19 protein-coding genes are annotated in these 25,866 nt (G+C 60.7%); 7 read left to right on the forward strand and 12 right to left on the reverse strand.

Translation table 11 applies throughout. The annotated features are described in order from the left end of the window. Genes ACRRQW_RS00700 through ACRRQW_RS00730 form a run of 7 tightly spaced genes read right to left on the reverse strand, consistent with a single transcriptional unit; the run spans position 1 to position 9,773 of the window. Positions 1–735, reverse strand: coding sequence for a LamG-like jellyroll fold domain-containing protein (locus ACRRQW_RS00700; protein WP_438479241.1), 735 nt, complete (start codon positions 733–735; stop codon positions 1–3). Between the two features lies 1 nt (position 736). Then, a complete protein-coding gene (locus ACRRQW_RS00705; protein WP_438479242.1) occupies positions 737–2,002 on the reverse strand; it encodes an MFS transporter in 1,266 nt (421 codons plus the stop codon). After that, entirely contained in the window at positions 1,999–3,507 is a 1,509-nt protein-coding gene (locus ACRRQW_RS00710; protein WP_438479244.1) for a sialate O-acetylesterase, read from the reverse strand. The genes ACRRQW_RS00705 and ACRRQW_RS00710 overlap by 4 nt, the downstream gene beginning before the upstream one ends. Next, positions 3,504–5,420, reverse strand: a complete 1,917-nt coding sequence (locus ACRRQW_RS00715) for a discoidin domain-containing protein (RefSeq protein ID WP_438479245.1) — start codon at positions 5,418–5,420, stop codon at positions 3,504–3,506. The genes ACRRQW_RS00710 and ACRRQW_RS00715 overlap by 4 nt, the downstream gene beginning before the upstream one ends. A 9-nt stretch (positions 5,421–5,429) precedes the next feature. Next, positions 5,430–7,868: an alpha-L-rhamnosidase-related protein gene (locus ACRRQW_RS00720; protein ID WP_438479246.1), complete on the reverse strand. Its 2,439-nt coding sequence runs from the start codon at positions 7,866–7,868 to the stop codon at positions 5,430–5,432. Then, positions 7,865–8,845, reverse strand: a complete 981-nt coding sequence (locus tag ACRRQW_RS00725; protein ID WP_438479247.1) for an alpha/beta hydrolase fold domain-containing protein — start codon at positions 8,843–8,845, stop codon at positions 7,865–7,867. Before ACRRQW_RS00725 ends, ACRRQW_RS00720 begins: the two co-directional genes overlap by 4 nt. After that, positions 8,832–9,773 carry an alpha/beta fold hydrolase gene (locus tag ACRRQW_RS00730; RefSeq protein WP_438479248.1) on the reverse strand — a complete coding sequence of 314 codons (942 nt, stop codon included), beginning with the start codon at positions 9,771–9,773 and terminating at the stop codon, positions 8,832–8,834. The genes ACRRQW_RS00725 and ACRRQW_RS00730 overlap by 14 nt, the downstream gene beginning before the upstream one ends. A 113-nt stretch (positions 9,774–9,886) precedes the next feature. Between ACRRQW_RS00730 and ACRRQW_RS00735 the strand changes: the two genes are divergently transcribed. From ACRRQW_RS00735 to ACRRQW_RS00760, 6 genes are all read left to right on the forward strand, one after another. After that, positions 9,887–10,897 carry a substrate-binding domain-containing protein gene (locus ACRRQW_RS00735; RefSeq protein WP_438479249.1) on the forward strand — a complete coding sequence of 337 codons (1,011 nt, stop codon included), beginning with the start codon at positions 9,887–9,889 and terminating at the stop codon, positions 10,895–10,897. Between the two features lie 283 nt (positions 10,898–11,180). Beyond that, positions 11,181–13,196 (forward strand): hypothetical protein, encoded by a 2,016-nt coding sequence (locus tag ACRRQW_RS00740; protein ID WP_438479250.1) that lies wholly within the window; start codon positions 11,181–11,183, stop codon positions 13,194–13,196. Positions 13,197–13,570: 374 nt separating this feature from the next. Beyond that, positions 13,571–15,562, forward strand: coding sequence for a hypothetical protein (locus ACRRQW_RS00745; RefSeq protein WP_438479251.1), 1,992 nt, complete (start codon positions 13,571–13,573; stop codon positions 15,560–15,562). A 215-nt stretch (positions 15,563–15,777) separates the two neighbouring features. Beyond that, the gene (locus tag ACRRQW_RS00750) at positions 15,778–16,905 is read left to right on the forward strand and encodes a glycoside hydrolase family 43 protein (RefSeq protein ID WP_438479252.1); all 1,128 of its coding nucleotides are present in this window, start codon (positions 15,778–15,780) and stop codon (positions 16,903–16,905) included. A 284-nt stretch (positions 16,906–17,189) separates the two neighbouring features. Then, positions 17,190–17,894 carry a glycosyltransferase family 2 protein gene (locus ACRRQW_RS00755; RefSeq protein ID WP_438479253.1) on the forward strand — a complete coding sequence of 235 codons (705 nt, stop codon included), beginning with the start codon at positions 17,190–17,192 and terminating at the stop codon, positions 17,892–17,894. Continuing rightward, a complete protein-coding gene (locus ACRRQW_RS00760; protein WP_438479254.1) occupies positions 17,891–18,703 on the forward strand; it encodes an FAD:protein FMN transferase in 813 nt (270 codons plus the stop codon). The genes ACRRQW_RS00755 and ACRRQW_RS00760 overlap by 4 nt, the downstream gene beginning before the upstream one ends. Here ACRRQW_RS00760 and ACRRQW_RS00765 read toward each other — a convergent pair. From ACRRQW_RS00765 to ACRRQW_RS00785, 5 genes are all read right to left on the reverse strand, one after another. Further along, positions 18,690–20,150 (reverse strand): flippase activity-associated protein Agl23, encoded by a 1,461-nt coding sequence (locus ACRRQW_RS00765; protein WP_438479255.1) that lies wholly within the window; start codon positions 20,148–20,150, stop codon positions 18,690–18,692. The genes ACRRQW_RS00760 and ACRRQW_RS00765 overlap by 14 nt on opposite strands. A gap of 108 nt (positions 20,151–20,258) precedes the next feature. Next, the gene (locus tag ACRRQW_RS00770) at positions 20,259–20,909 is read right to left on the reverse strand and encodes a discoidin domain-containing protein (protein WP_438479256.1); all 651 of its coding nucleotides are present in this window, start codon (positions 20,907–20,909) and stop codon (positions 20,259–20,261) included. 22 nt (positions 20,910–20,931) lie between these two features. Then, a complete protein-coding gene (locus tag ACRRQW_RS00775; RefSeq protein WP_438479258.1) occupies positions 20,932–22,377 on the reverse strand; it encodes a Gfo/Idh/MocA family oxidoreductase in 1,446 nt (481 codons plus the stop codon). Then, the gene (locus ACRRQW_RS00780; protein WP_438479260.1) at positions 22,370–22,819 is read right to left on the reverse strand and encodes a hypothetical protein; all 450 of its coding nucleotides are present in this window, start codon (positions 22,817–22,819) and stop codon (positions 22,370–22,372) included. Before ACRRQW_RS00780 ends, ACRRQW_RS00775 begins: the two co-directional genes overlap by 8 nt. Positions 22,820–22,871: 52 nt before the next feature. Beyond that, positions 22,872–24,227: a Gfo/Idh/MocA family protein gene (locus ACRRQW_RS00785; protein ID WP_438479262.1), complete on the reverse strand. Its 1,356-nt coding sequence runs from the start codon at positions 24,225–24,227 to the stop codon at positions 22,872–22,874. A 244-nt stretch (positions 24,228–24,471) separates the two neighbouring features. Here ACRRQW_RS00785 and ACRRQW_RS00790 point away from each other — a divergent pair, with 244 nt between their 5' ends. Continuing rightward, complete coding sequence (locus ACRRQW_RS00790) at positions 24,472–25,863, forward strand: 3-keto-disaccharide hydrolase (RefSeq protein WP_438479263.1); 1,392 nt, start codon at positions 24,472–24,474, stop codon at positions 25,861–25,863. Positions 25,864–25,866 lie beyond the last annotated feature (3 nt).

The following is a 25,866-nucleotide window of genomic DNA, read 5'->3' on the forward strand; positions in this document are numbered from 1 at the left end:
TCAGCAACTCCGCGCCGCATGCAGGGCGGTGATTTCCGTTTCGCCCAACGCGACATCATACACCGCAAGCCCACCGAGCCCGCCGACGAAAAAGTTGCCCATTTCTCCCCAACGAAACACGGCGCCCACCGTGAAATCCGAGCCGCGCTCGCCCACTGCATTGATCGCGTGCGGCCAGTAATATGGACTCAACCCCGGCCGGTAATCCAATTTTCCATCGAGGTAAACGCGCACCCAGTCGCCATCGAACGTGAACGCCACTTGCTGCCATTCGCCGAGTGTGACGGGCTTCGCACCGATGCCGGCTTCCATGCAATATTCGTAACCGGGACTCGGCTTGCCCGTCGCCGACACATGGCCGCATACCGAATCCGCACTGTCCCAGATCGTCAGGTCGAGGAAGAGACAATACTGCCGCGTCTCGCCCGTCTCGTTCCACATGCCGGCGACCGCCTGACATTGCTTAAAACTTTTTGGTGCACGCTTCACCCACGCCACCACGCTTACTGGCACGCGTCCGTGCCGGTTCAGCGCCGGGCACTCTGCGCGCGGCAAATTGAACCACTGGCCCTCCTTCAACTCCACGCTGTGCGCGCCGCACGCACCGTCGTGCTCCACGCGCGCGATCGGCCCGCCTTGCTCGCGCAACGCATACGCATGGCGTCCCTCGGAAACGCGCGGCGCGCCCGCCTCTTCTTGAAACAACCAGCGGCAAATCGGTTCGGGTAAGGCCATGTTAAACTGCAGCGGCGGCTTTGGCCGCGTCACGTCGATACACGGTGAAACACATCACGGCGAGGCACACCGCACCGATCAGATAACCCGTGGCGCTCCACGCGAGGGCGTTGCCGAGTCCCTGGCCTTTCGCGAGCAGCCCCACGATCCAGGGCGCAAAGCCGCCACCGAGGAACGCGAACGCGATCATCAATCCGCACGCGAGGCCCCGCACCCGCACCGGCACCACGGGGAAAAGTGACGTGAACAGCGCCGCGTCAAACAACCCGCGGCACACGCCGAAAATTCCCAGCGCCGCATACACCGTCATTTTTTCCTCGGCGACGCCAAGCATCACGATAAACGGCAGGCCGAGCAAAAAGCCGGTGATCTGCGTGAGCGGCCGGCCGAGCACGGTGCGCGTCAGCCACCAGTCGGAAAGTCTTCCGCCGATGATCACGCCGATCAGCGCGCCCGCCTGATGATACACCGCCGCATGAAATCCCGCCGCCGGCAGGCTCAGTTGAAACCGCTCGTGCAGCAACGTCGGCATCCACGCGAGATACGCATTGTTCACGAGCAACATCCCGAAAAACGAACCGACCAGCCAATAGAAACTCGGCACGCCAAACACTTCGCGCAGCCGCACGCGCAGCGGAATGACTTCCTTGGTTTCATACGCTCGCGGCGCGTCCGGCAGTCGCCACGCGAGCAACGCCGCCACGACCAACCCGGCGGCACCGAAAATAATAAATGCGTGCTCCCATCCATACGTTTGTCCGATCCAACCCGCCGCCATGCCGGCCACGGCCACACCCACGTAATTCGCCGATTGATGCATCGATAACACGAACCCCGTCCGCTTCGGCGCATGCAAGTCAGTCAGCAACGACATCGCCGCCGGCAAGTAACACGCCTCCCCCGCGCCGGTCGCCGCGCGCATCAAAATCAAAAAGAGGAAACTTCCCGCCACGCCAGAAAGCCCGGTCGTGAGACTCCACGCGACCAGCGCCACGATCACCACGCGCCGCCGTCCCCGGCGATCCGCCAGCCAGCCGGCCACCGGCACCATCGCGGCAAACACCCAGTGAAAGCTCGAATTGAGCAATCCGAGTTGCCCCGAATCCAAGCCAAACTCGGCTTTCACCAACGACATGACATTCGGTAAAATCTGCCGGTCCGCCTGGTTAAGAAAATACGCGAACCACAACAACCCGAGCGCGGTCCACGCCCGGGGATGCGCCGCGCGATCGGTATTTGGAACTGGCGAAGCAATTACAGGTGTCATCGTAAAATCTCCGCGCGAAACGGCGCCGTCGGCAGTTTCGCGTCACTTTCCAGGTCGCAGGCCGGATCATCGCCCCACGCGTAACGCACCGCGACCGGCGCAACGACTTCCTTGCTCGCAACCACTACGCTGCGGCCTTCGATCCGCACCGACGCGGGAAAATAGTTTCCGTCGGCTGCGGCAATTTCAAATCCTTCGAGCGGATTTGCCCTGGCCGCCAGCTCGTGGCCAAACGTCTCAAACTCCACGCGCAACGCCCCGCCTGCTTTTTTAAGCCCGCGAAACACCGGTCCGGAAAAGGTGACGTCCTCGCCATACGTCTTCGCCAGCGCGAGCCGCGCGAGCCGCCCACCCTCCTCGGCCTTGTTACGAGGATGCGGATCGTCGGACGCACCGATGTCGATCGTCACCGCCATGCCCGTCGCCGGCAACGCGAGCGCGCTCGCTTGCGCTTCACGGAGTTTCGCGCGATTGTCGCCGGGCGAAAGCGGGTCGCGGTAATTGCGCGCCTGAATAAAATAAAACGGTTGCTCCGCATCGCCCCAACGCGCGCGCCAGTCCGTGATCATCGCGCGAAACAACGCGCCATATTCATCCGTGCGCGTCGCGTTCGCCGCGCCCTGGTCAAAGATCATTCCGCGCAACGCATACGGCACCAGCGGGTGAATCATCGCATTAAACAAACTCGCCGGCGCATCGCGGTGCGCGGAGCTGCGCGGCGGCAGTGGCTTGCGACGATTTTGCTTCGCCGACTCCAAGCGTTGGCGTCCCGATGCCTGTTCCCACCACGCCAGCGCGGCTTCGTAGTCTTGCTGCAAACGCGGGTAATCACCCATCACTGCCGCCCAGCGCTCGTTTACCATCGCAAACGCCGGATTCGAGGCCAGCGACTCCGCGCTCATCCAAGATTCGATCTGCGTGCCGCCCACACTTGAATTCACCAACCCAATCGGCACGCCCAGCCGCGCCTGCAAATCGCGCGCGAAAAAATACCCGCTCGCGGTGAACTTGGCCACTGTCGCCGGCGAACAAATTTTCCACGACCCAGCTGCGGTTTCCGAAGGCGTCGCCGCCGCGGCAAATCCGACGGCAAAGTGGCGGATCTGGTCGTTGGTCGCCTCCGCGATCACGTCCGGCCGCTCCATTTCTTCCACGCGAAACGCCATGTTCGATTGCCCGCCGCACAACCACACTTCCCCGACCACGACGTCGATCAACCGCACTACATTTTTCCCACTCACGACGAGTTCCGTCGGCGCGCCCGCTTCCAAAGGCGGAAACGTCACGCGCCAGCGCCCCGACGTATCCGCTACCGTCTTCACCGAGTGTTCGCGAAATTTCACAGTCACCGCCTCGCCGGCGTCGGCGCGGCCCCACACCGGCACGTCCATGCGACGTTGCAACACCGCGTGATCGGCAAACAACGGCGCCAGTTTCACGTCAGCGAGTCCCTGCACCGACAGGAGCACGATCGCAGCTCCCCGGAAAATAGATCTCACTTTCATTTGGCGACAGCCGCTGCGCGCGGAGTGAGGGTGATTTCCGAAAGGCTATTCCACGCGTTATCCGAGTTCCCGTAACCGAGGTAGCGCACGTGACACGCCTCGATTTCGGGAAAAGCAAATGTCTCCACGCCGGTAGTTTTCCCCGAAGACTGTCCGTCGAACACATTCGTCCACGTGCGGCCGTCGAGCGACACCTGCAGCACGAACAACGCGTTGCGTTTGTCTCCTTGCGCAAACGCGATGCCGACCGCGTCGAGTTTCCGCGACGCACCAAGATCGAGGCTCAGCCATTGCTCGTTACCCTCGGCCGACCAGCGCGTGGCGAGATCACCATCGAGCACATTCTCTGGCACATAATTTCCCTGGAACGAACTCGCCGCGACGGGCGGTTGATCCGGTCGCGTCGACTTCACCCACACGCGCTCGGTGCGGGTATCCTTGTTCAATTTCCACCGAACGAGGTATTGCCCCGGCGATTTTTCTTTCGTCATCGGATTAGTGCCGTCCCAGCTCGGCAAAATAATTGCTGCGCCGTCGCCGACTTGCGCGCGGTGCAATTCGCCGAGCACCTGCCGGCCGTCGGCGGAAAGCAGTTCGATCACCAACTCGCCCGCCACGCGCGTTTGGGTGACTAATCGGGTTGTTACGTTCGGGTCGCGGCCGACGTCGATCGAATCGGGCACGATCACCGAAGCCGCCAGCGCAGCCCCGGGTTGCGGCGCTTGCGCAAAAATCCGCACTTCCAGTTCATTGAGCACAAACAGACGACGCCAACCGAGATTTTTTGCCGTCACGTTTTCATAATAGGCCAACTCCAGTTGCTCTTTTGGCGTGCGAGGATTTTTCAACGTCTCCAGCCAGCGCGCGCGGAGAGTTTCATCAAAGCGCACAAGGCTGCCCCACAGTTTACCCGCCTCGCTAGAACCGTCCGAGGAACGCCATTTTCCGCCACTCTGCGCCGGCATCATGAAGTGGTTCGCATTCACCAAACGCTGCAAATCCGCCTGATCGAACACGAGGCCACTGTCGTAGAGTTCCACCATGCGCGCCACTTCCTCGCTTTGATACGCCGGCCGATTCGGGTGCACGCCCACCCAGCTCGCGAGTTTTCCGTCCACGATATCGTGCGACCCGTGCGGCATCCAGAAATTCCACGTCACGCGATCGTCCTCGGGAAAATAGCGGAACAGGTGCTTCAACCGCGCCATGATTTCCTCCGCCCGCAGCCGATACTCCACGTTGCCCGTCACGCGCCAGAGCCGCACCATCACGAGCGCCATCGCGCTGTGTTTGTTGAGATTTTCGCTGTGTGGCACGACCGGGGTTTCGACCCACGCGCCGGATTTCGCATCGATGAAATGCAACGGCATCCGATAGCTGCCAAAGCCCGCCGCGTCACGGTAATAGGTGTTGCGCAGATTCCACTTCTCCCAACCGATCTGTTTCGCCTTCTCGATGTAGAGGTCTGCTGATTTTCCAAAACGCGCCTCGAGCGCCCGGTCGCGTTTCACGATTTCCGCAAAACGCAGCATCGGCGCGAGCAGGATCGCGTCACCCACGACGGCGTCGATGCGATACGCGCCGAGTTGCTTGCGGCCCGGCGTGCCCCAAATCGATTGGCCGATCCAGCCTTCCCGGCCATCGGGATCGCGCGTGAGTTTGCTCAAGAGAAAGTTGAAATAACTCTCGGCTCCTTCCAACCAGCGCATGTCGCCCGTCGCTTCATAACCCTGCACGAGATCGTTCGCCGCGCCGGTCGCGTTCCAGGCGAAGAGTTCGCCGTCGGTGTCTTTCAAATGCGGGTTGCCCAACGCCGCGTCGCGAAACGCGATCGGGTCCGGTGCGGCCGCAGGCAGCGACACCCACGCCGCGGCCAACCCCACCAACACACAGGCGATTCGAAAAATTTTCATGAGAGAGGATTACAGCAGCGTGATTAAATTTTTGCCGGCACTCAGGCTTTGCGTGGCATCACGCCAGCGCAGCGTGCCCGTGACACTCGCGGGCAATTCGATGAAGCCGCTCAACTCATCTCCTACGCGGCGCAGTGAAATTTTAATGTCTCCTCGCGGGTGCCGCACTTCGGTTTCGAGTTCGCGCAATTCGCCGAGCAACGGCGCGATTTCCACTTGCGCGAATCCGGGGGCGACCGATCTCACCCCGGCGATCGACGCGGCGAAGTGCCAGCGCACGTGCGCACTCCACGCATGACAATCGCTCCGCGTCGGCTCGGGCGCTTCCGGCAGCGTCAGTAAACCGGTCGCCGGCACGTCGCGCCATAGTTGCATTCTCGCATGCAGCGCGTCTCCCCGACCGGTGGCGCGCAAGGCTTCCATGGTATAAAATGAAAAATAAATCGTCGCCTGCGCCAAGTCATCCGACGCCAGCCACGCATCAACCCACTTCGTGACTCCTTCAGTCGGGACGACCCCAGCGAGCACTCCTAACGCCTGCGCATGCTCGCTAAATGAAGAATGCTCAGCCGTATCCGCGAGTAAACCGCGTGGGTTGTCCCAATAGCGCCCCACAATCATCTCGGATAATTGATCACCACGCCGCTTCGCCAGCGCCGCCAACTCCGGCTCGCCACAATAGGTTTCGAGTTCCCCCTGCGCGCGCAGCGCCAGGAGCAAATGGAGATTCACGATGCACGAGTCGCCTTCGCGCACACCGGGGCCACACCCTTCGTTCCACGCCGGCACCCAGTCCACAAACGGCCAGCCCGGGACGGTGTGCAGCAGTCCATCGTTCGCCCGCAGGGCCAGCACCTCGTCCATCATCGCCCGCACGCCGCGCAAGCGCTCGCGCACGAAACCGGTATCATCGCGCCACCACGCAAAATCGCGCACCATCAGCACCCACAGCAGTGAATACGTCACGCTCACCTGTTGCCACGCCGCTGGCGCGCGCTCGGCCACAAGCCCGTGGTTCGCGCGCGAGTCATCGAACAACTGCAGCATGCGCCGGCTCAACCGATCATCCGCGAACAGTGCATAATTATTCAACGCAGCCAGCCGGCTGTCGCCGACGTAAGCCATCTGCTCGTAATACGGACAGTCCGCCCATACTTCATGTGCGCAGGCGCGAATTGTCCGTTCGCACAACGTCCCGATTTCGTCGAGCGCAGGATCGTCCGATCGAAACGGCGCCGCCTCGCCGAGCGGATAACCCGTGGTGAAAATTTTCAGTGACTCCAGCCCAAGCGGCTCCGCCTGCGTGCGCACCTGCACGCGCAGATAACGTCCCGACCGCCACCAAAACGACGGGAACGCGACGCTGCTGTCGCTCGGAAAAAACTCGTCGCCGAAACCCACGATGAGTTTGCCCGCGATCTCGTCACGCTGGCTTTTCGGTGTAGATTTCGTGACCTCACTTCGCTTCGCCGCCACGTGCAACGCCTCCGCCCAATCGATCCGCACGCGCGCCCCCGCCCCACCGCGCGTCTCGAGTCGCGCGTAGCCACACCCATACGCTTCGAAATCCCACAACACCGTGCGCTCACTGTGCGGCGGAATATTAATTTCTCCCGCGCCGCGAAACAGACGCGTCCACGCATCAGACTCGGCATGCTGCGTTTCATTTTCCTCGAACGGGCCATCCGTCAGTGTGTGGGCGATCGAGCGCACGCGACCAACGGTAAAAATCGCGCGCTGTTGCTCCGGAAGCGACCCGGCCTGCAACCGCCAGCCCGGACGTTGCACGCCGTGAGGATTTCCCGCGATCGCCGACGCCACCACTTCGACCGGATACGACGGAACGGCCGCATTCCACTTACGTCCGTCCACATGAAACTCCGGCCCGATGTCATGATACGCGTAAAACACGGGCTGCACCGGCGTAATGGCCGGCGTCAAATTCTCCACCTGCCACGCCGCACGCCCGGTATTGAGGCGATCGGCGAAACTGCCTTCCCCCGCCAGCAAAAATCCGCCGCGCCACGTCGCTTGCGCCACCGGAGGCCGCACTTGGACGCTCACGCTCCCCAAGGCAGGGTCAACGCGCAGCCCCGTCAGCGCCTCGTCCTTCAGCCACCACACCAACGCTTCGCAACGATGTGATCCGGCTTTCAGTGAAAGCGCATATGTCGCGACCGGCCATCTTGCCACGTCACCGCGATCCGGACCATAGCCGACTTCTTCACCATCGACGCGAAGTTGAAACCGCTGATCCGCCGTAGCGTGCACTGAAATCGTTTCGTCAGCCGACAATTCAAAGTTCAGACTGAAGCGGACAAACGCAGTTTCGCCCAACGCACAGTCGGGATGCCACACCCACGCCGCCGCGTCGGCCGGATGCCGCGATTGAATATTGGCATCGGCAAAAAAACCTGCCGCAGACGCCAGCTGGCGCGCACTTTTCATTGCGAGGTCTCTCCGCGAGCCCGCTGCGTTGGTGGCGGCTTGAGGTGCCGGTTAAAAAAAGCGCGCGTGCTTGTCATCATAGTCGGTGGAAACCGCCCGAAGCCATGCGTGCTCACCTCCAAAATCTCAAGCCGGCTTTCGACGCCCGCTGCTTTTAGCACTTTCAGAAATTCCTCACTCTGTGAAAGCGGGATTAGCGGGTCACCGCGTCCATGAAACAATAGAAAGGGCGGATCGCCCGCCGACACATGCGCTGCTGGACTTGCCTGCCGAACCGCAACGGCTTGATCGAGCAACGCACCCCCGACAAATTTTTTCAGCGCAAGCGTGCGGGCAAAAGTGTGCGCTGCCGCGCTGAAATTTCCCGACGTCATCAACTTCGCCCAAAAACTGCGTTCGCGCGCGCGGCCCAGCATAGTGGTGAAATCCGCGGGCGCACACAGCCCCACGACGGCCTGCACGCGACTCGAAAACGCGGTATTGCCGCCAATCGCACCTTCAAACTCCGGCAGCCCGCTCGTGGTGCCGAGCATCGCGGCAAGATGTCCGCCAGCCGATTCGCCACACGCGCCGATGAAGCCGGGATCAAGATCATACTCCGCCGCGTGCGCCCGCAACCAGCGGACCGCCGCTTTGCAATCTTCGATCTGCGCTGGAAAAATCGCCTGATGCACCAGCCGGTAGCTGACGCTCGCCACCGCATAGCCTTCCTTGGCGAAATTCGCGATCGGACAAAATCCCCGGCCTCCTTCGCGCCAGCCGCCCGCATGCAGCCAGATTAATACGGGCAGCGGCCCTTCAACTTTCACCGGAAGATGCAAGTCGAGCTTGAGCTCAATCGCCCCCACTTGCGCATAAGTGATGCCGCGAATGACGCGTTTTTCCCCCACGACCGGCTCCGCGCCGTGAACTGTCCCCAAGAGCCAAACCAACGCGACAATCGCCGTCGTGAAAAATTTCCCGTTACAGCTGCGCATCGAAAAATGCTTTGATCTTCGCCATCAGCGGTGGCTTGGGCCGACCAAAACCGTGGCCCGCACCTGGCACTATTTCCAATTGCACGGACACGCCGGCGTTTTTCAGCGCCGTTTGTAATAGTTCGCTCTGCGAAATTGGCACGAGGTCGTCACGGTCGCCATGCACGAGGAGAAAAGGAGGATCGTCGCTGGTCACATACGTCACCGCACTCATGCGCCGAGCGAGTTCGCGATGCTCGCTCACCGGTCCACCCAATGCCGCATTCAAAGTGAAGATGCGCGACTGGATCGTTTTGCCGCGCATCACTTCTTTCGGATCGCTGCTCTTCAAGAGGTCGGCGACCAGCACCTGTTCTTTATCTTCGAGCGTCACGTCTGTCGGCGGACACAATGCCACGACCGCGCGCACCCGACTGGAAATTTTTTCGTCCGCAATGCTCTCCGTGCCGAGCAACGCCGCGAGCAAGCCACCCGCCGATTCGCCTGCCACGCCGATGCGCGCCGGATCGATGCCATAATCGCTCGCGTGTGCCCGCAACCACTGAATCGCCGCGCGTGCATCGTCGATCTGCGCGGGGAACAAGGCCTGCTGCGTGAACCGATAACTGATGCTTGCGACGGCGTAGCCCTCTTTCACCAAAGGCGCGAGCGGACAGAAACCGCGATTCCCTTCACGCCAGCCACCGCCGTGAATCCACACGATGAGCGGCAGCGATTTCTCCGAAGTCTCCAGCGGCAGATACAAGTCGAGTTTCAACTCGGCACCCGGCGGTGTCGCGTAAGTCAATCCACGCAGCACACGCGACGTCAGCGCCGCGGTCACTGCAGGCGGGGATGCGGGCGCGTTCTGCACCGGTTCCACACCGCGCACGAAAATTGCAGTCGTCATCACGGTCGCGCACAAAAATAATATCCGGATTCGTTTCATGGAGGTAAGGCGAAGCCTGCGCGCAGGGTTTGCGCGAAAAATTTGGGGAATTTTTTGAGTTTGAATTTGACCGCCTACCTTCCAAGTCCCACTTGGTTAAACCTGTTAACCCCGTGATTACCCTCAAGCACATCGGCGACAGCTGCGCCGTGTCCAAAGCCACTGTCTCGCTTGCGCTGCGCGATGATCCGCGCATTCCCGAAGAGACGCGCACGCGCATCAAGCAAGCGGCGGCGAAGCTAGGCTACCGCATGAATCCGCTCGTGTCGGCGCACTCCGCTTACGTGCGCACCGCACGCCAGAGCAAGACGACGACGGTGCTCGGCTATCTCACGAACTGGGCTTCGTCCGCCCAACCCGCGTCCAATTTTGTCAATCAGCGCATCCTCACCGGCATGCACGAGCGCGCGAAAGAGCTCGGGTATCGCGTCGATCATTTTCAACTCCTCGAGCGCGGCCTCACTGAACGTCGGCTCAGCCGGATCCTTGCTGCGCGCAACATCATGGGCGTGGTTGTCGCCGACCTGGCCAAGGCGCACAGCGAACTCGATCTCGACTGGCAGAACGTCGCGTCCGTGGCGATCGGTTACGGCCTGCGCTTCCCGCTGATTCACCGGGTGTGTCACGATCAATACGGCTCGATGCGCCTGTTGCTCGCGCAGCTCACCACGCTCGGCTACAAAAAAATCGGACTCGCGATGGAGCATCGCCAGGACGAGCGCACCAACAACCTCATCCTCGCCGCTTACCTCGCGCACGAACATCAACACGGCAATGCGCCGGTCGAACCGCTGCTGCCTGACGACTGGAATAAACCTGCGCTCGTGAAATGGTATCGAAAACAAAAACCCGATATCATCGTCAGCGTGCTCGACGACGTCGTCGGGTGGTTGCGCGAAGAAGGCATTTCCGTGCCCGGCCAAGTGGGCTTTGCTTCAGTGTGTGTGCTGAAACCGGAAGGCGCGGGCATTTATCAACACTTCGAAGGCATCGGTGCTGCCGCGGTGGATTTATTAATTTCGCAGCTCTACACGAATCAGCGCGGCCTGCCGCAGCACCCGCAGACAAATTTAATTCTCGGTTCATGGCAGAGCGGAAAATCGGTGCGCGTGCCGAAGGAATAATCGCTGCGGGCAAAAGCTGCGCGCGGTGACGCGGCTCGGCATTTAACAGGTTTACAGTAGCCTCGCTTTCTTCCCGCAGGGCTTCGTGCAAGTTGACGGCGAGTCATCCATACCCCTGCAGTTCGCTGAATCCCCTTTCTTCGTGTCTCGGATGACCTCGGACGCGAAAGAGATCAGCGGGTTGTTATGCCCCCTAAATCCCCCCTTCGCTGCGCGCCGGTTTCGTCATCTTTCCGGATGTCGATGCCACGCGCGACGTTCTCGCAGTCACCTTACCTCGTCTATGAAATCTGCTTTCACTCAACTCAAGCAACTGTTCCTCAAGACAGTGCTTTTCGGCCTGATTCCATTCAGCGCCTCCGCCGCCACCGTCATCAACGAAACCTTCGCCACTAGTCCGGCGTCCAACTTCACAGTCGTTTCGGGCGGCACGTGGGGTGTCACGAGTGGAAAATATGTTCTCACCGCGCCAGCATCCGGCTCTACCGGCAACGGCAATATTTCCATTCACAACACCTCCGTCTCCGGTGACTACACACTCACGGTCGACGGAAGCGTCACGGCCACGAGTGCGCTGTGGAATGATTTTTCGGTGATCTTCGGTTATCAGAACTCGACGAACTATTATTATTTCAGCTCCAACGAATCCAACGACGCCGGCACGAGTGGTTTGTTTAAAATTTCCGGCGGCACTGTTACGCAACTCGCCGATACCACCACACTCATCACCGGCGGCACGACCTACGCCGTGAAAATCGTCAAGACCGGCAGCACCTACCAAGCCTACCGCAATAACGTGCTCCTCGCCACCGCGACGGATTCGACGTGGGCCAGCGGTAAAGTTGGCTTCGGCACCCTCAACGACGGTGCCTCCTACGACAATCTGCTCGTCAACACCGTGGCCGCCGGCGACACGACCGCGCCGACCGCGCCCGGCAGCTTGCTCGGCACGGCGGTTTCCAGCACGCAAATCAACCTGAGCTGGAACGCTTCCACCGACAACGTCGCCGTCACCGGCTACAACGTTTATCGCGGTGGTTCGCTTGTCACCACGGTGACGGGCCTTACTTACAACGACACCGGCCGCACCGCTTCGACTGCCTACAGCTACAAGATCAAAGCCAAGGATGCCGCGGGAAATCTTTCTGCCGACAGCAACACCGTCAACGTCACCACGCTTTCCGCCACCGGCGCGCCCGTGGAAGTTGCTTCGTTCGGACCGAACGGCACGCACTGGCCGTCGCGCATCCCGACTCCTTTCCTCTACGACACCTCGGTCACCAACATCGTTGACGTCGCCTGCACCTGGTCCGCGATTTCCTCGGCCATTTCGGCAGTCACTTCCACGCAAGCCGCCGCCGGCGTCTTGATCCGCGTCGCGCCCGGCACGCTCACCGGCAACGGCGCGGGCGCGGGCAACGCCGCCGTGCTGCAAAATCTCGGTTCCACCTCGTGGTCGAAGCGCGTGACCGTCGCTCCGCGCGATGGCTACGGCACCGTCACCATTTCCGGCGGCGCGAAAATCCTCAAAGTGCACGGCGTGTGCTTTGCCGGTTTCAACTTCACTGGTGGCCTGAAGCTTCAGGGCAGCACGCGCTCCGCGATCGCGTGGACGAAGATTGGCACCTGGCTCGCCGGCTATGGCGAATCCACCGTCGATATGCAGGACGTGGAATTCACCGAAGTCGTGCTTGCCGACGCGCGCGTGGCTGACGCCGACACGGCCGATTTCTATTCCGGTGGGGGCAACATTTCGAATTGGACGTTCAAGGGTTGCTACTTCGCGCCGATTTATCGCACCACGGGTTCGGCTCACTCCGACACGATCCAATTCGCCGGCTCCGGTGGCGGCACCTACAGCAACATGACCTTCCTCGATTGCGCGGTGTTCGCCAGCAGCAACGTCGCGATTCAAACCGGATCGATGGCGGGCATGGTGGTGGAAAACTGCTACATCGCGGCGGGCGCTCCTTCCCTGAGCCGGTATCCATTCCCCTCTGGTTACACTGCGCCCAACTCCGCTGACGTGACTAAAGCCTTCAATGGCGGCGGCGAATCCACCGGCTATATCGCGATCGATTCGATTTTCATCGGCCGCATGGCTTACGCGGATATCCCCGCTGGCCAAAAAGTCTGGAGCAGCGCCACCAACACGCTGACGAGCGAAACCTACAGCGTGAGCGGACTGCAACCGACCACGGGCTCGTGGACGGTTCAGACAAGCCTCACGAGCACGGTGCCGGCAGACTTCAATGTCCCGGTGCCCACCGACACTTACCTGAACTCGATCTGGCAATAACCGTCAGAGAAATTTCCGAACTTCATACCCCGGCTCATCAGCCGGGGTATTTTCGTATTAGCTCGTGAAAAACAAGTCCATCAGCGTGCGCTACGCGTAGGTTCGCGTGGCTTCGCGACATCGAGGCAAGGTTAACAGGTTTACGGTTGCGCCGCTTTCGCCACGCCACGCTTCGTGCAACTTACTGGCAAGTCATCCATACCCCTGCAGTTTGCTGAATCCCCTTTCTTCGCGTCTTGGATGACCTCGGGCGCGAAAGACATCAGCCGACTGTTATGCCCCTCCTCCCTCCCCCTGGCTTGCGCGCCGGTCTCGCTGTCTTTCCGGACGACGATCCTTCGCGCGACGATTCCCGCAGTCACCTTACCTCGTCCATGAAATCTGCTTTCACTCAACTCAAGCAGCTGTTCCTCAAAACAGTGCTTCTCGGCCTGATTCCCTTCAGCGCCTCCGCCGCCACCGTCATCAACGAAACCTTCGCCACCAGCCCCGCGGCAAACTTCACCGTCGTCTCCGGCGGCACGTGGGCCGTCAGCAGCGGGCGTTATGTGCTCACCGCGCCAGCCAACAGCACGATTCTCGGCAATCTCAGTCGTCACAACACATCCGTCGCGGGTGACTTTACGCTCACCACCACGGTGCGCACCACCGGCACAGCCGCGCTCTGGGACGACACTGCAGTCGTTTTCAATTATTCCAACGCGAGCAATTATTATTTCGTTTCCTTAAACGAGCAAAACGACGGCGCCACGAACGGCATCTTCAAAGTTCAGGCCGGCGTGCAAACCGAGCTCGCCGATTTCGCCGCGCTCTCGACCGCCAACACCGACTACACGATCGAGATTGTGCGGGCGGGTTCGTCGATCACGGTGAAACGCAACGGCACCACGCTCGGCACCGCGACCGACAGCTCGTTCACGAGCGGCTATGTCGGCTACGGGAGCAAAAACGACGGCGGCCAGTTCGACAACCTCCTCGTCAACACGCCCTCCGGCGACACCACGCCGCCGACTGCTCCGGGCAGTTTGATCGGCGCCGCGGTTTCCAGTTCGCAAATCAACCTGAGTTGGAACGCCTCGACCGACAACGTCGGCGTCACCGGCTATAACGTTTATCGCGGTGGCTCACTCATCACCACGGTTGCCGGCCTCAGCCACAGTGACACCGGCCTTACGGCCAGCACGAGCTACAGCTACAAAGTAAAAGCCCGCGACGCAGCCAACAATCTCTCCGCCGACAGCAACACAGTCAACGTCTCCACGCTCTCCGGCAGCACCGGCGCTCCCGTGGAAGTTTCCTCGTTCGGCCCGAACGGCACGCACTGGCCGTCTGCCACGCCCACGCCGTTTCTCTACGACACGAGCGTGCCTAACATCATCAACGTCGCTTGCTCGTGGTCCGCGATTAGCACCGCGATCTCCGGTCTGACGCCCGCGCAGGTTACCGCGGGTGTATTGATCCTCGTCGCCCCCGGCGATTTGCCCGGCAACGGTTCCGGCTCGAGTTCCACGCCTGTGATTCAAAACGTCGGTTCCACCTCCTGGACCAAACGCGTCACCGTAGCACCGCGCGATGGCTACGGCACCGTCACCATCGGCGTGGGCAGCAGCATCGGCGCCCGCATCCACAACGTGAGCAACGTCTGCTTCGCAGGCTTCATCGCCTACGGCCTGCGTCCGAGCGCGTGCAACAACCTCGCGCTCGCGTGGACCAAAGTCATCAACTGGCTCGGCCTCTCCGCCTCCACGAACATGAACAGCACGAATCTTGAGATCGTGGAAGTCGTGTTGCCGGAATACTCCGTGCGTGACACCGACGCCGCCGAGTCCGCGACCAGCACGAATGGCACGACGTCGGGTTTCAAATTCGTTGGTTGCTACATTGCGCCGCGTTATCGCTCCAACGGTAGCGCGCACACGGATTCATTGCAGTTCTTCGGCAGCTCCAGCTACAGCAACATGAGTTTCAAGGACACCGTCATCTTCTCTTCCAGCAACTGCGCGATTCAAACCGGCGGTCTCAACGGCCTCGAACTCCGCCACTGCTACATCGCGGCGCAAGGCCCGGCGCTTTATCGTTATCCGTTCCCCGGTGGTTACACGCCGCCGAATCCGAACGACGTGACGAAGACGTTCAACGGCGGCGGCACCGGCTTCAAAGCCTACGACTCGATCTTCATCGGCGGCATGCCCTATTCCACCTCACCGTGGGTGTTGGTCAGCAACACCACCGTGTCTGCCAGCGCGCCGCTCGCGCCCGGCGCCACGGGCGCGTGGACCGTCAACGCCAGCCTCACGAGCACCATTCCGGAAGACTTCGACGTTCCCCTCCCGACCGACGCCTACCTCAACTCGATCTGGCAGTAAGCCATTCGCCTTGCCAAAAATTCAAGGGCTCCACGCGGGAGCCCTTTTTTTGCGCATGAAGCTTCCGTCCGGTTAACAGGTTCAGCGCAACGCGGATAGCTTCACGCGAAGTTTCTCGGCTTATCGAAGGAAACCCCTCGCCGCTTATGCATTGGAATGGCGCTCTTTCCTCCCTCGCCGCCATTCTGGGCGAGTTTCCAACTACTCTCGTTTTAATGGCTTCGCTCAGTCTAATCCCGGTTCTCAACGGTAATCCACAAGGCGTTTTCCGTCCGGGAGAAATCTGGCCCGACAAAAACGGCGTGGCGATCAACGCCCACGGCGGCGGCATCCTGGAACACCAGGGCGTTTACTACTGGTTCGGCGAACACAAGATCGAAGGCCAGCTCGGCAATCTCGCGATGGTGGGAGTGCACGTCTATTCTTCGCCGGATCTTTTTAACTGGAGCGATCAAGGTATTGCGCTCCCCGTCAGCTGCGACCCGAACAGCGAAATTGCCCCCGGTTGCGTGCTGGAGCGGCCCAAGGTAATTTACAACGCGCTCACCAAAAAATTCGTGATGTGGTTTCACCTCGAATTGCGCAGTGCCGGCTACACCGCCGCGCGCGCGGGCGTCGCAGTCGCCGACTCGCCAACCGGGCCGTATCACTACCTCGGCAGTTTTCGCGCCAACGCAGGTGTGTGGCCAGCCAACACGCCCGAGGGAGACCGCAAAGCGCTCACGGCGGAAGAAACCGCGCTCGTGAACGCACGTAAATTTCACGGCGGCCCATTTCCAAATTTTCCGCACGCTCTTTTGTGGCGGCGCGATTTCGAGGGCGGACAGATGGCCCGCGACATGACGCTCTTTGTGGACGATGACGGCACCGCGTGGCATGTGTATGCATCCGAAGAAAATTCCACGCTGCACTTTTCCCGGCTCACCGACGATTACCTGCGCCCCGCCGGAGACTACGTGCGCGTTTTCCCCGGGGAATTTCGCGAGGCTCCCACGATCATGAAGCGCGAGGGAAAGTATTACCTGTTCACCTCGGGCTGCACCGGTTGGAAGCCCAATCCCCTGAAAGTCGCGGTGGCTGATTCCATTCGTGGACCGTGGATCGACCTGGGCAATCCGTGCGAAGGCTCCGACGACGAACAGAAAACCACGTTCTCATCCCAACCTACTTTCATTCTCCCGCTCAAAGCCAAGGGCGCTGATCATTATATCTTCATGGCTGACCGCTGGAGGCCTGATAACGCCATCGATGGACGCCACGTGTGGCTGCCCCTTCAATTTCGCAACACGCACCCAGTCATTCGCTGGCACGAAAGTTGGAATCTGAACGCGTTCGAAAATTAAGCCTGTAACATTCTCCGGCTCCAAACCGACCCCGGGCAGCGCTAAAATTCTTCACTGGAGCAAACGTGGCAGTCTTTGCGATGTGAACCGCCGCGAAAGCGTTTGATTCGATTGATTAATTTCTAGCCCGTCGGTCTTCAGCGTGCTTCGGTTGGCTTGTAAGATTTACTTTCAGACATTGTAATTTCTGACTCGGAACTCGCATCGGCCACTCCCGGCGGTTCAGTCTTATGGGATCTCCCACCCGACGCGCGGAAACTGAATCCCCTCCGTCGCGATCCTCGATGAACCCGCGTTACAGTTTAATCATTCCATTTTTCAATGAGGCCGGCAACGTGCAGCCGCTGCTGGCCGCCGTTTTCCGAACGCTCGCCTCGTTTGAGGGCACGACGGAGATTCTGCTCATTGACGATGGCAGCACCGACACCACGGCCTTGGAGTTGGCGCAAGCCACCCTCGACCGAACCGAGTGCCGGGTGATCGGCTTCACGCAAAACCAAGGACAGGCGGCCGCGTTGCTTGAGGGCCTGCGTCAGGCCCAAGGCGATTTCATTCTCACGCTGGATGGCGATGGTCAGAATGATCCCGAAGATCTCGCCCGACTTTTACCCGTGATCACGAGCGGACAGGCTGACTTGGTCTGCGGCATCCGCACCCCGCGCCACGACTCGGGATTGCGCCGGATCATGTCACGCATTGCCAATGCCGTGCGCAGCCGGATTTTGCGCGACGGCTTGCAAGATGCCGGCTGCCAGCTGCGCGTTTTTCGGCGGGAAATTATCAGCGCTTTGCAGCCTTCGCCGCTCTTACAAGCCTTCTTGCCGGCGATGGCCGTGGCGGCGGGCTTTCGGATCACGGAAATGCCCGTGCGCCATCATCCGCGCGAACGCGGCGAATCGAAATACGGCCTGCGCACCCTGTGGTGGCAGCCGATGATGGAAATGCTCCGCTTGCGCCGTCTGCTGCGGTCGCAAAAAAAACGCCCATGACCGCGTGCACTTTCAATCACGAGGCCATGGCCACGACGTTTCAAATCGTGATCGAGGGCGCGACGCCCGATTACGCGCGTCAGGCCTCGGCCGCGGCGTTTCGGGAACTTGATCGACTGGAAAGTGAGCTCAGCCGGTTTGTTGAGAGCAGCGACATCGCTCGCATTAACCGGCTCGGCCAAGAAGCGGAGTGCATCATTGGCGACGACGCCCTGCGCTGCCTGCTCGACGCGGCGCAACTCTCCGCGCTGACGAATCGCGCGTTCGACCCGACCTACCTTTCACCTTCGTCGGGCAACGTCACCGATGCGCCACTCTTTGCACTCGATCCAGAAAACCATCTCGTCAGATCGCTCACGCCAAAACTGACTTTGGATCTGGGTGCGTTTGGCAAAGGTTACGCACTCGACCGCATGGGCGAAATTTTAGCTGAGTGGGAAATCCCGCGCGCGTGCCTGCAAGCAGGCGGCAGCAGTGTGCTCGCAGTCGGCGCAGCCAGTTGGCCGATGACAATCGGACCCCGCACCGCCCAGCTGCGCAACGAAGCCACCAGCGCCTCGGGCCTCGACGTGCAAGGTGCGCACATCGCCGACCCGCGACGCCGCACGGCGGCGACGCGCGCCCGCCGCGTGTGGTCGTTCGCCTCGACCGCCGCCGAATCCGACGCACTTTCGACCGCGTTTTTTGTGATGAGTGACGCGGAAGTGGCCGCGTTCTGCGCAACGCATCCCGCGTTTGGCGCGGCGCTACTTCAGCCGGATGGCGCACTGATTTTTTTTGGCAACACCCCCGCTCTCACCGAGGAGTGACCGGCTCTTGCGTAAAGACGATCAGCACAAATCCCGGTCGCAATCCGAGGAAGCTCTCCCGGTAACGCCCTTTCATTCGCGCCCGCACCGCCTCCGCAAAGTCGGCGCTCACGATCACCAACGCGCCGTCGCAATCCTCCGGCACCGTCTGCCAATATCCCGCATCGCTCCTCGCCCGCAAATACCACGGCAGCGGCCAGTATTCTTCGCTGATAATTTTGATCGTTCCCGCCGGAGCGCTTCGCGCCAGCGCGGTAATCTTTAGCAAATCCAGTGATGTGTGTTGGTAGGCGAAGGGATTGCGCTGATCCGCCGGGCGTAAAAACACTGCCTGCCTCATCTGCCAAACTAGCGCCAACGCAACTACGCCGGTCACGAGCCACGCAAAAATCCCGCGCTGGAGCAGCGCGAGGCCGGCCAGCACGCACAGGCCCGGCACCAGATTCACCACGATCCAAGGCGTCTTGTAAGGCGCCAGCGACAACACCATGGCCAGACTCACGACGTAAACCGCCGCAAAGCGTCCCAACCGTGGCCCACGACACCATGCGAGCAACGCTCCGATCACGGCGAGCAATGCGAATAAACTCTGATCCCACACGTAACCTCCGTTGCGCTGAAACCCGAACAGACCGCCATAATACCACCACGGTTTTTCGTGTCCGCTCGCGCCCGCCGTCGCCTTGGACCACATCGGCGCAAACGTGCCCAACGCATCGGACAATCCGCCCGCGTTACTGCCAAACGACGAATAAAACGCGGCCCATACCGACGCCGCCGCCAGCAACGCTCCGCCGCTCGCGCGCCAATCGCGCGCCAACTCTCGCAACCGCCCGCCGCGCCCGGCGGCCAGCACCGCGACCAACGACAACCCGATAAAGAGCGTCGCGCTGGCTTTGGTCGCTTGCATCAGCCCGCAGCACGCGCCGAGCGCGAGCGCCCAGCTCCACGCGCCCGAGCGAAACCACTTTGCGCCGCACACCCAAGCGCCAAGCAGAAAGGTCACCAGCAACGTCTCCTGCACAAAATAACGACTATAGTAAACCGCCGCCGGCGACACCGCGAAGAACAGCGCACTCGCGGACGCGGCACGTGGCCCCAACGAAAGAACGAGTAGCCACAAAAGTGCAATTGACAGCGTGCCGAACAATACCGGCGTGAGCCGCACCGTGGCTTCGCTCAATGCGGCGAGTGAGTTTTCTCCCGCCACCCACGCCACGATTCGGGCAAAATAATAAAGCGTCGGCCCGTGATGATCGCTCGGATCAAAGCGATAATTCCCCTGCTCGATCAGCTCGCCTAACTTCACCGCCTGATTCGCCTCGTCAGCATGCATCGGCCGAACCGCGAGGTCGTGAACGCGCACCGCAAAACCGATCGCCAGCACGAGTCCGAACAGCGCAAGCGCTCCCCAAGACTTCGCGCGTTCGCTGGAAAAAAAGGGCACGCCCTGAACTATGGCCACGGCGTCATGAAAACGAATTTACGCTTCGCAAGCAAGTGCCCATGCCGCGTGAGATGAGTCGCCAAAGATCATTTCACGCGACAAGAAAGATTATTTTTGTCCGTAAACTTCGACTTCGACGTAGTGATTGAGTTCGTCGGTGGTGTTAGCGTTGGAATAGAGACGAACATAGCGCGCGCGCGCGCCTTGCGCGTCGATCAGCCGACCGGCATTGGTTTCCACGTAAGCCATGTCCTTGCCGGCGCCGAGCGCCGCCGAGTTGTCGTGATCATTATTGTAGAGCGTGCGCACGTCTTTTTTGAACTCGGGATCGTCAGAAACCTGCACGATGACGTCGTGATACACGCGCGCCTGCGCGTGGAAATGCCACAGGACAATCGCGGAGAGCGGCGACTTCGCACCGAGATCAATCTGCACCCACTGCACGCCGGGCCCGAATTCCACGAAGCTGCCATCCATGCCTCCCTTGTCACCGTCGGTCACGAACGAGAGTTCACCGATGACAGGATACGCGTCGCTGGCGGTGACCGCTTTGCCTTTCGCGAGATTCACGGTGCCGGCTGGCACCAGAAAATCCGGGCGTTTGGCGGCACTGGGTTTTTCGAGGTTGGGCACCTTGATGGGCGTCGGCGTGCCGACAAACAACGGTTTCGGCAGCTCGATTTGCAACGGCACCTTGTCCTGCGCAAACACCACCGCCGTGACGGCGATAACGAGAAACGTAACGAGAGTTTTTTTCATAATCGGAGAAAAGGGATAAAGTTTAGACAACGAAATCGGCGGGAGCGAACGTGAGTTTTTTTTCGGCGGCGACGGCTTCGTTCACCTTGAGAATCGTGACCGCCGAGGCAAACGCCGACTCGGCGGGGCAGCTCAACGGCGAGCCTGTGCGGACTGCATCGAAGAAATTTTCCAGGTGCGGCTGGTGGATCGCTTTGTCGAGCGTGACGGGCATGTCCCACGCGGAAAGCGCAGCGGTCTCGCGCACGTCGACGACCGAGGAGCGCGGTGCGGCCATCGCAAATTTCGGCTTTGGTTTTTCCCACGGCTTGACGGGCGCGGGCGCGCCTTCTTCGCCTGCACCGGGTTTAGTGAGCACACCGTCGGCGACCCAGTGTTCCCAATCGGGCGCGCGGGCCTCGCGGAAGATTTTCGTGTATTTCGGATTCTCGGAAAGCTTCAGCGCGCCTTCGTCGCCCATGAAATATTCGTGGTAACCGCCGCCCGCGCTCGTGGTCGTGAGCACTTGATAGAAGGCGCGCACCGGGCCGCCCGGCGTCGGAAACTCGTAGATCGCCATCACGTTGTCATACCACTCGTGCGTCTTGTAATAATCCACGCCGCCGCTCGCGATGATCGAACTGGGATTGGCGCCGAGCATCCAGTTGTAGACGTCGATTTGGTGCGAACCGAGATCCGAGATCGGACCGCCCGCATATTTTTTAAACCAGCGCCAATTGCGAAACTCGTGCATGTTCGCGTAGCCGTATTTGTGCAGCTCGGCCTCGGGCAGTGCGTAGCGCGCGGGATAACCGAGATCGTCACTGACGGCGCGATTCCACTGGCCGTTGATCGTCGTCACGCGACCGAGCAAGCCGCCGCGCACGACCTTGTCGCGCGCGTGCAGATAACGCGGGTTGCTGCGCCGCTGGTGGCCGATCTGCAACAGTTTCCCCGTTTCGCGTTGCGTGAGCACCATGGATCGCGCGTTTTCGACGGTGTTTGCCATCAGCTTCTCGCAGTAAACATGTTTGCCCGCGCGCAGGCACGCGTTCGTGTGCTCCGCGTGCATGAAGTCCGGCGTCGCCACGATGACGGCATCCAGATCGGGCGTCGCCGCGAGCATCTCGCGGTAGTCTTCAAACGGTTTCGCCTGATGACCAAATTTGCCGAGCAATCGTTCGCCGTAAGTGCGGTTGTAAGGCCAGATATCGCACACTGCGCGGAAGCGGATGTTAGGAATCTTGAGCGCGGCGTTGAGCAGCACGCGGCCTTGTTCGCCGCAACCGATCAGCGCGACGTTCAGCGTGCGACTCCCGCCGCTCGCGTCCGCGCCAGCTTGCGCGCGCGCGATGTAGGGCGCCATCAGCACCGCCGCACCGAGCTTCAAGCCCGTGGAAATAAATTCGCGCCGAGCCGGATCGCGCGGAGCCAGCGCGGAAAAATCAGAGCGGTTCGCTTCGTTCATCGGGCGCAGCGGGTCAGTCATGACGATCGGGCCAAAGCGAAAAACGGTTGTGACGCACCAACACGAGCGCGGCCACGACCATCCCCACATGCACACCGAGCCACGCGACGCCCTCGCCTTCCTGCACCGCCATCAAACCAAAGGCCAGGCCCGTGTAGAGCACTCCGGCCACGAGTAACGTCACCCGCGGCTTCAGTCCGAGGAGCAACGCCACGCCGACTGCGATCAACAAAAAACCCAGCGGCAACGCAAACGCCCGCGTCGCCCACAACGGCAGAAACGACGCGCTCGTAATGCCCTCGGCCATCTTGCCCATCGTCTTCGTGTAATTCGCGAACGAGTAAACGCCGCCGCTCTCGAATTTCTCGAGACCGGACAACAACGTCCTCAGTCCGAGAAAAAGCCGGAGCAATAAAAATGCCGAGGTAAACTCGGGCCGCTTGAGCGTGGTTTCAGAAGACATGAAAGCGTAGTCGAAAGGTTGAAGGATTGAACCGTCACGCGGGCCGCGCGCATTACACGCCAAAGCCCGGACGATACTCTTTGGTGAGATATTGGTTCGCGGCCGGAACGTTCGTGATCTTGAGCGCAGCGGAATCCCACTCGATGCGCCGGCGCGCGCGAATGGCGACATTGCCGAGCAACACGACTTCGCTGAAAGGCGCGGCGTAGTCGAAATTCGAGCCCGCGGCTGGGCCGCCTTTGCACGCGGTGAACCATTCCTTAATGTGGCCGTCCTTCGCGCGAGGCAGGGTCTTCGGCGGCAATGTCGGCGCGAGTTCGCGCATCAACGTTTCCGGCACGATGCGCACGCTCCCGTAGTAAGTGTCGGACAACACCGTCGCTTTGCTGCCGACGATAAGCGAACCGTTGAGCGGCAGCGCCCGGTTGAGTTCTAAATTTTCCGGCACGACCGGCATCAGGCCGCCGTCATACCAAGTCCATTTCACCGCCGGCAACGCGCCCCGTGTCGGGAAATGATAGGTCACAATCGACGCCGTGGGCGCGCCGATCGCGGTTTGTTTTCCGCCACCGGACTCGACCCAGTCGGGAGCGCCGAGCCGCAGCGCGGTGTAGGCACCGTCCATCAAGTGACAACCCATGTCGCCGAGCGCACCACAACCGTAGTCCCAATAACCACGCCATTTGAACGGCGCGAACGCCGGATCATACGCGCGTTGCGGCGCCACCCCGAGCCACAGGTCCCAATCGAGTGTCGCGGGAACGGCCGGCTTAACTTTCGAGTGATCAGGTTCGTCCAGTCCCTGCACCCACGTCGGCCGATTAGTCCACGTGTGGATCTCGCGCACCTCGCCCAGCACGCCGGCATCGAACCATTCGGTGAGCAAACGCACGCCCTCGTTCGCGTGGCCTTGATTGCCCATTTGCGTGGCGACTTTCTTTTCGCGGGCGAGCTTCGCGAGCTGACGCGATTCCCACACCGTGTGCGTCAACGGCTTTTCCACATACACGTGTTTGCCGAGCGACAGCGCCGCGACGGCCATCGGATAATGCATGTGATCCGGCGTCGAGATGCGCACCGCGTCAATCTGGTTGCCGAGTTTGTCGAGCATCTGACGGTAATCGCGAAAACGCGGCACATTGGGAAACTGCTTAAAAGTCGCGGCCGCGCGGACGTCATCGACATCGCAAAACGCGACCAGATTTTCCGTTTCGCTTTCGAGCACCGCATTTTTACCGCGCCCGCCGACGCCGATAAACGCGATGTTAAGTCGATTGTTGGGCGTGCTGCCCGCCCAGCCCGATCCGGACTGCGAGCGTAAAATCGCGGGAAACGCCAGCGCGGCGAACGAGCCAAGCGCTGCGGTCTTAAGGAAAGCACGACGGGGTAAAACGGGGTGACTGCTCATGGGAAAACGAAAACAGAAACAGGGTTAAAACTCTAAGCGGGGTAAATTCAGCGAATAATCAATCTAACCTAGGTCAATAAAATTAACCCGCTAAAATCAAAACCTGCAGTTTTTAACAATGAAACCCTTTCTCCACGCACCGTCATTGCTGGTGCAGATAATAGATTGACTGAATAAAATTATTTTAATCTATACCAGACTATACCCCTAGTTATTCGTTAAGTTACCTCAACCCCTGCTCGTGATGAAACTTGGATCTCTCGCGTCGCGCCGGATTGCCGCCCCGTATATTGTCGCTGCCCTTTTAACGGTTAGTTCGGTCGCCGCTGATCTCTCGAAACCGTCGCCCCAAGCGTCGGATCGCCTCGCTGAAGCGGCCGCGCAAAGTCAGCAACCTGCCGAGCGCGCAGAAAAAATCGACGCCTTGCTGACCCAACTCGAGGCCCTCGCGCACGACCGCGCGGTCGCCATCGATCAAACGCTCCATCTCGCCTGGGCGGCCTACATTCTCGCCGAAAACGATGCCGAGCGCGCCCGCATCCTCGCGGCCGCCGCCCGCGTGCCCGATGCGCGCGCCCGCATGTTGATCGGTTCGTTTCGCGAATTTCCCGAATTGAGCAAAGCCTACGCCACGGCCAATCGCACGCATTCCGCACTCATCGCCAAGCCGGAGGAAGCGAACGCCAAGAAGCGCCCGCCGCGCGAGATCTATGGACTCAACGCCTTCGACGCGCCCTACACCGCCGATGGGTGGAGCGATCCCTTCGGATTCGTCGGACGCTGGCAACACGGCGAGGTCACCGTCGACATCATCGCCTATCCATTCGGTAACTTCCTCGCCTTACTGCGGACGACGGCTCGCGCCACGCCGCAGCGCCTGCTCGGGATGGTTCAGGATAAATCGCTTCTGTTGGTCGGATCCGGCGTCCGCGGCACTCTTTCAGAGGGATCGCTCGCGCTGAACGTGACCGGCAGCCCGCATCAATTAAAGCGCGTGCCGGTCGGCGTGACCTCATTCGAAAAACGCCCCGCCAACGCCCGCGTGCTGCTCGACGCGACGTCCGGATTGAAAAACTTTCGTCACACGAAAAACGAAGCCGCGTGGAAATTACTCCCCGACGGCTCGATGGAAATCGAACCGACAAAAGGGTCTCTGTTCACCAAGGATAGTTTCAGCGACCTCCACGGTTACCTGGAATTTCGTCAGGCCTATAACAGCGAGGGACTCGGCCCACGTCGCGGCAACAGCGGCCTCTACATTCACAACACCTACGAAGTCCAGATCACCGACAGCTACGGCCTGCCACCCGAGGAAACCTCCTCCGGCTCGATCTATCACATCGCCGTGCCTAAAGTCACCGCGTCCGCGCCGCCGCTCGAATGGCAATCGCTTGAATTTAAATTCCGCGCACCCCGCTTCGACACTCAGGGCAACAAAACTGCGAACGCGCGCCTGACGCTCTGGATGAACGGCATTCTGTTGCACGACGACGTCGAGATTCCCAATCCCACCGCCGGCAGCGTCGCCGGCGGCAAAGCCCTCAAAGACCCGACCGGCCCGCAACCGCTCATGTTGCAGAGCCACGGTAATCTCCTGCAGTTTCGCAATCTCTGGGTGCTGCCCCTCGACAACTGATCC

This window comes from Oleiharenicola lentus, assembly GCF_051660365.1.
In the GTDB taxonomy this organism is placed as follows: Bacteria; Verrucomicrobiota; Verrucomicrobiia; order Opitutales; family Opitutaceae; genus Lacunisphaera; species Lacunisphaera lenta_A.

Bases quoted from the DNA above. Each gene is read 5' to 3' on its own strand.
- ACRRQW_RS00725 (WP_438479247.1), bottom strand. From the start codon at position 8,845: ATGCGCAGCTGTAACGGGAAATTTTTCACGACGGCGATTGTCGCGTTG.
- ACRRQW_RS00720 (WP_438479246.1), bottom strand. From the start codon at position 7,868: ATGAAAAGTGCGCGCCAGCTGGCGTCTGCGGCAGGTTTTTTTGCCGAT.
- ACRRQW_RS00755 (WP_438479253.1), top strand. From the start codon at position 17,190: ATGAACCCGCGTTACAGTTTAATCATTCCATTTTTCAATGAGGCCGGC.
- ACRRQW_RS00790 (WP_438479263.1), top strand. From the start codon at position 24,472: ATGAAACTTGGATCTCTCGCGTCGCGCCGGATTGCCGCCCCGTATATT.
- ACRRQW_RS00740 (WP_438479250.1), top strand. From the start codon at position 11,181: ATGAAATCTGCTTTCACTCAACTCAAGCAACTGTTCCTCAAGACAGTG.
- ACRRQW_RS00760 (WP_438479254.1), top strand. From the start codon at position 17,891: ATGACCGCGTGCACTTTCAATCACGAGGCCATGGCCACGACGTTTCAA.
- ACRRQW_RS00745 (WP_438479251.1), top strand. From the start codon at position 13,571: ATGAAATCTGCTTTCACTCAACTCAAGCAGCTGTTCCTCAAAACAGTG.
- ACRRQW_RS00785 (WP_438479262.1), bottom strand. From the start codon at position 24,227: ATGAGCAGTCACCCCGTTTTACCCCGTCGTGCTTTCCTTAAGACCGCA.
- ACRRQW_RS00770 (WP_438479256.1), bottom strand. From the start codon at position 20,909: ATGAAAAAAACTCTCGTTACGTTTCTCGTTATCGCCGTCACGGCGGTG.
- ACRRQW_RS00715 (WP_438479245.1), bottom strand. From the start codon at position 5,420: ATGAAAATTTTTCGAATCGCCTGTGTGTTGGTGGGGTTGGCCGCGGCG.
- ACRRQW_RS00780 (WP_438479260.1), bottom strand. From the start codon at position 22,819: ATGTCTTCTGAAACCACGCTCAAGCGGCCCGAGTTTACCTCGGCATTT.
- ACRRQW_RS00705 (WP_438479242.1), bottom strand. From the start codon at position 2,002: ATGACACCTGTAATTGCTTCGCCAGTTCCAAATACCGATCGCGCGGCG.
- ACRRQW_RS00730 (WP_438479248.1), bottom strand. From the start codon at position 9,773: ATGAAACGAATCCGGATATTATTTTTGTGCGCGACCGTGATGACGACT.
- ACRRQW_RS00775 (WP_438479258.1), bottom strand. From the start codon at position 22,377: ATGACTGACCCGCTGCGCCCGATGAACGAAGCGAACCGCTCTGATTTT.
- ACRRQW_RS00700 (WP_438479241.1), bottom strand. From the start codon at position 735: ATGGCCTTACCCGAACCGATTTGCCGCTGGTTGTTTCAAGAAGAGGCG.
- ACRRQW_RS00710 (WP_438479244.1), bottom strand. From the start codon at position 3,507: ATGAAAGTGAGATCTATTTTCCGGGGAGCTGCGATCGTGCTCCTGTCG.
- ACRRQW_RS00750 (WP_438479252.1), top strand. From the start codon at position 15,778: ATGGCTTCGCTCAGTCTAATCCCGGTTCTCAACGGTAATCCACAAGGC.